Annotated in this window: 5 protein-coding genes; all 5 read left to right on the top strand. The window is 43.4% G+C overall.

Annotated features, from left to right (window positions below; translation table 11 throughout):
- A partial coding sequence (locus tag FJ218_11040) for a benzoyl-CoA reductase subunit B (protein ID MBM4167435.1) occupies nucleotides 1-577 on the top strand: 577 nt, incomplete at its 5' end.
- A gap of 188 nt (nucleotides 578-765) precedes the next feature.
- Nucleotides 766-1,611: a 2-hydroxyglutaryl-CoA dehydratase gene (locus tag FJ218_11045; protein MBM4167436.1), complete on the top strand. Its 846-nt coding sequence runs from the start codon at nucleotides 766-768 to the stop codon at nucleotides 1,609-1,611.
- Nucleotides 1,608-2,423: a 2-hydroxyglutaryl-CoA dehydratase gene (locus tag FJ218_11050; protein MBM4167437.1), complete on the top strand. Its 816-nt coding sequence runs from the start codon at nucleotides 1,608-1,610 to the stop codon at nucleotides 2,421-2,423. The genes FJ218_11045 and FJ218_11050 overlap by 4 nt, the downstream gene beginning before the upstream one ends.
- A gap of 55 nt (nucleotides 2,424-2,478) precedes the next feature.
- A complete protein-coding gene (locus FJ218_11055) occupies nucleotides 2,479-3,507 on the top strand; it encodes a zinc-binding dehydrogenase (protein MBM4167438.1) in 1,029 nt (342 codons plus the stop codon).
- A 103-nt stretch (nucleotides 3,508-3,610) separates the two neighbouring features.
- A partial coding sequence (locus FJ218_11060; GenBank protein MBM4167439.1) for an acyl-CoA dehydrogenase family protein occupies nucleotides 3,611-3,872 on the top strand: 262 nt, incomplete at its 3' end.

Raw genomic sequence — 3,872 nt, forward strand, 5'->3', positions numbered from 1 at the left:
GCCAATTTATGTATTGCGCGGACTTCCCGATTGCACAAGTTATTATCGCGAAGCATTGAAAGAAATTACCGAGCGCATCGAACACGGCGTTGGTCCGATTCCCGAAGAAAAAGTTCGCGTGGTGATTGAAGGTCCGCCGCCGTGGCCGCACTTCCGCGCATTTTGGGAATTGCTCAAACGCTGGGGCGTGTGTGCTGTTGCGTCGAGTTATTCGAAAGTTGGTGGATTTTGGGACCACGGTTTTCGCCACGATTATACAAAGCCGTTTGAAAGCATCGCCGAATATTGTTTGACGTGCTACACGAATTTAAATCTTCCGATGCGAACGGATTTGCTGCGCAGTTATGCAGAAGAATATAATGCCGATGCAATCGTGATTCATTCTGTGAAATCGTGCCGCTCGTTTTCAGTCGGACAAGCAGATATGCGCGAGCAATTTATACGCAAGTGGAATATTCCAACGCTCTTGATAGAAAGCGATTTGGCTGACCCGCGTTATTTTCAAGCCGCGCAATTACGCAATCGCATTGATGCATTTTTTGAATCACTGGAACATAAGCGGTTGGTGAGTGCGTGAGTCAGTGAATGTTTATTATAAAATTCCAAAACACAAATTTCAAATAACAAATAAAACTCAAATGACAAATTCAAAAGAAAGAAAATACCATTTGAAAATTCGGAATTGGAATTTATTTGTTATTTGGTTTTTGACATTTGGAATTTCATAAACGAAATTATCATATCAATAAAAAGAAATAAAAATCTATGTTAGTCGCTGGAGTTGACGTCGGTTCAACACAAACAAAAGCAATTATACTCAACGAAAATTCTGACATCGTTGCGCGCGGAATCGTGAACACGGGCGCGAACGTTGTCAAAGCCGCAGAGAAAGCATTTCAACTTGCGCGGCAAAATGCAAAGTTGGAAGAATGGGAAGTTGCGTTCACGGTCGGCACGGGATACGGTCGTTACAAAGTTCCGTTCGGAGACGCGCAGATAACGGAAATTTCCTGTCATGCGCGCGGTGCAACATTTTTATTTCCGAACACGCGCACCATTCTCGACATTGGGGGACAAGACACCAAAGGAATTCGCATCAACGAAAAAGGCGAAGTGATCGATTTTTGTATGAACGACAAATGCGCCGCAGGAACGGGACGATTTCTTTCCGCTTCTGCTGACGTGATGGGAATTTCGCTCGATGAACTTGGAGACGTTGCGCTTCAATCAACAATTCCGTTGCGCATTACCAATGTTTGCACGGTATTTGTCGAAACGGAAATTATGAATCATCTTTCCAAAGGTCGAAAAGGTGAAGATATTCTTGCGGGAGTTCATCAATCCATTTCAGCGCGTTCGGTGAGTTTGCTTCGTCGTGTTGGACTGGAAGCGGAAATTACGTTCACCGGCGGCGTTTCCAAAAATAAAGGAATGGTGTTTGCGCTTGAAGAAAAATTAGGAATGAAAATCAATGTATGCGATGATTCACAATATAACGGAGCAATCGGTGCGGCACTGTTTGCGCTTGAACGGGCAAAGGCGCATCACGATGGACAAGAATTGAACGAAAGCAAAATTATTTCAAAGCAACAACAACACGCAACTGTATGAATAACAATCGCTACATCGCCGGCGTTGATGTCGGCACACGAATGACGAAATGCGCAATACTCGATAGTCAAACTGAAAAAGTAATTTCGACTGCAACGATTCTCACACGGCACAATCTTGCGCTCGCTTCAGAAAAAGTTTTGCAAGAAGCGTGCAACTCAATTTCACTTTCACAAAAAGAAATTTTTTATATCGCTTCCACTGGTTATGGAAGATATCAAGCATCAATGCGGCAAATTCAAATCACCGATATTACGTGTCATGCGATGGGAGCAAAATTTCTTTTTCCGAACACTAAAAACATTCTCGACGTTGGTGCGCAAAATGCAAAAGCAATGCGCGTTGATGAAAATGGTCGCGTGGTGAAATTTAAAATGAATGACAAATGCGCATCGGGCGCGGGAAGTTTTTTGGAGCGTGTTGCGAAAGGACTTGAGTTGCAACTCGATGAAGTCGGAACGCTTTCGCTTCGTTCCAAAGATCCGCAGCCGATTAGTTCGATTTGCGCTGTGCTTGCAGAATCGGAAGTTATCAATCTCGTAACGAGCGGTTATCCCGTCGAAGATATTTTGATGGGCGCGCATCTTTCTATTTCGGATAGAATTGTTGCAATGCTGCGGCAAGTGGGAATCGAAGGGGAAGTAACGCTCACCGGCGGAATTACAAAAAATGTGGGAATGGTAAAAGCACTTGAACAAAAACTCGGAGTGAAATTGAATGTGAACGCTCAATCCGAATATGCCGGAGCGATTGGCGCGTGTGTGTTGGTGAAAAAGCGTTTGCAAAAAATGGGAATGACAAGTGTAAATTGAAATGCGAGTTACAATAAGTTCAATCTAAAATCTAACTTCTAAAACCTAAAATCTTATGCGCTCAGCAATTTTCTACGGACCAAATCAACCTTTAAAAATCGAAGAATGGCAAACACCGGCAATCAAAGCGAACGAAGTGCTTGTGAAAGTTTCTGCGTGCGGCGTGTGTCATACGGATTTGCATTACATTGACCACGGAACGCCGACGTTCAAAAAACCGCCGCTCATTTTGGGACACGAGCCATCGGGTATTATTGCGCAAGTCGGAAGTGAAGTAAAAAATTTCAAAGAAGGCGACAGAGTGTTGCTTCCCGCTGTGTTGACGTGCGGCTCGTGCGAGTTTTGCAGAACGGGGCGTGAAAATATTTGCGCAACGATGACGATGTTCGGAAATAATATTGACGGAGCGTATGCAGAATTTGTTGCCGCGCCGGCGAAAGATATTTTTCATTTGCCGAAAGAAATTCCGCTTGAAGAAGGAGCAATTATTGCCGATGCAATTTCAACGCCGTATCACGCAGTAAAAAATCGCGCGGAAGTGAAAGCGGGAGATTCGGTTGTTGTGTTCGGATGCGGCGGTGTCGGAATCAATGTTGTGCAAGTTGCGTCTGCGTTTGGTGGAATTGTTATCGCCGTTGACATCTCCGAAAAAAAATTGGAATGGGCGAAAAAGTTTGGCGCAACATATACTGTGAATCCAACGAAAGTTGAAAATCTTGGAAAAGAAATTAAGAAACTGACAAACGGCGGAGCAGATATTGCGATTGAAGCGATTGGAAAACCCCAAACGATTGAAGCCGCATTTTCAACATTGCGCAAAGGCGGACGACTTGTAATTGTTGGTTATTCTGCTGACGATATAAAATTGAGCGCGGCAAAAATAATGTATTTCGAAATGGAAATTCGCGGCTCGCTTGGTTGTCGTCCCGTTGATTATCCAAAGTTGATTGAGTTGTGTCGCATTGGAAAAATAAAAGTTGCAGAACTTGTAACACAAAAATTTCCTTTGGAAAAAATTAATGATGCGTTTGATTTGTTGCGAAGCCACGATGATAATGCATTGCGTTCGATTGTTGTAATGTAAAATGATTAGCCACGAATGACACGAATAATGCACGAATTAGCGCGAATAATATTTGTGAAAATCCGCGAAGCATCCGCGTAATTCGTGGTGAATAAAAAAAATTATGCTCGATTTCACTTTCACTGAAGAACAAAAAATGCTGCGAGACGTTGCGCGAAAATTTACCGACAACGAAGTGCGACCGTTCGCGGCAATGATTGACGAGAAAGAAGAATTGCCTTTCGAAATAATAAAGAAAGCCGCTGAACTTGGCTTTCTCGGCGTTGCATTTCCAGAACAATATAACGGCGGCGGCTTTGGTGAAATCGGCTACTGCATTTTACTCGAAGAAATTTCTCGCGGATGTAATTCCACTGCAGTAACAA

This window comes from Ignavibacteria bacterium (assembly GCA_016873775.1).
Lineage (GTDB): Bacteria > Bacteroidota > Ignavibacteria > UBA10030 > F1-140-MAGs086 > JAGXRH01.

Coding starts and splice junctions, on each gene's coding strand:
- FJ218_11055 (MBM4167438.1), top strand. CDS start 2,479: ATGCGCTCAGCAATTTTCTACGGACCAAATCAACCTTTAAAAATCGAA.
- FJ218_11045 (MBM4167436.1), top strand. CDS start 766: ATGTTAGTCGCTGGAGTTGACGTCGGTTCAACACAAACAAAAGCAATT.
- FJ218_11050 (MBM4167437.1), top strand. CDS start 1,608: ATGAATAACAATCGCTACATCGCCGGCGTTGATGTCGGCACACGAATG.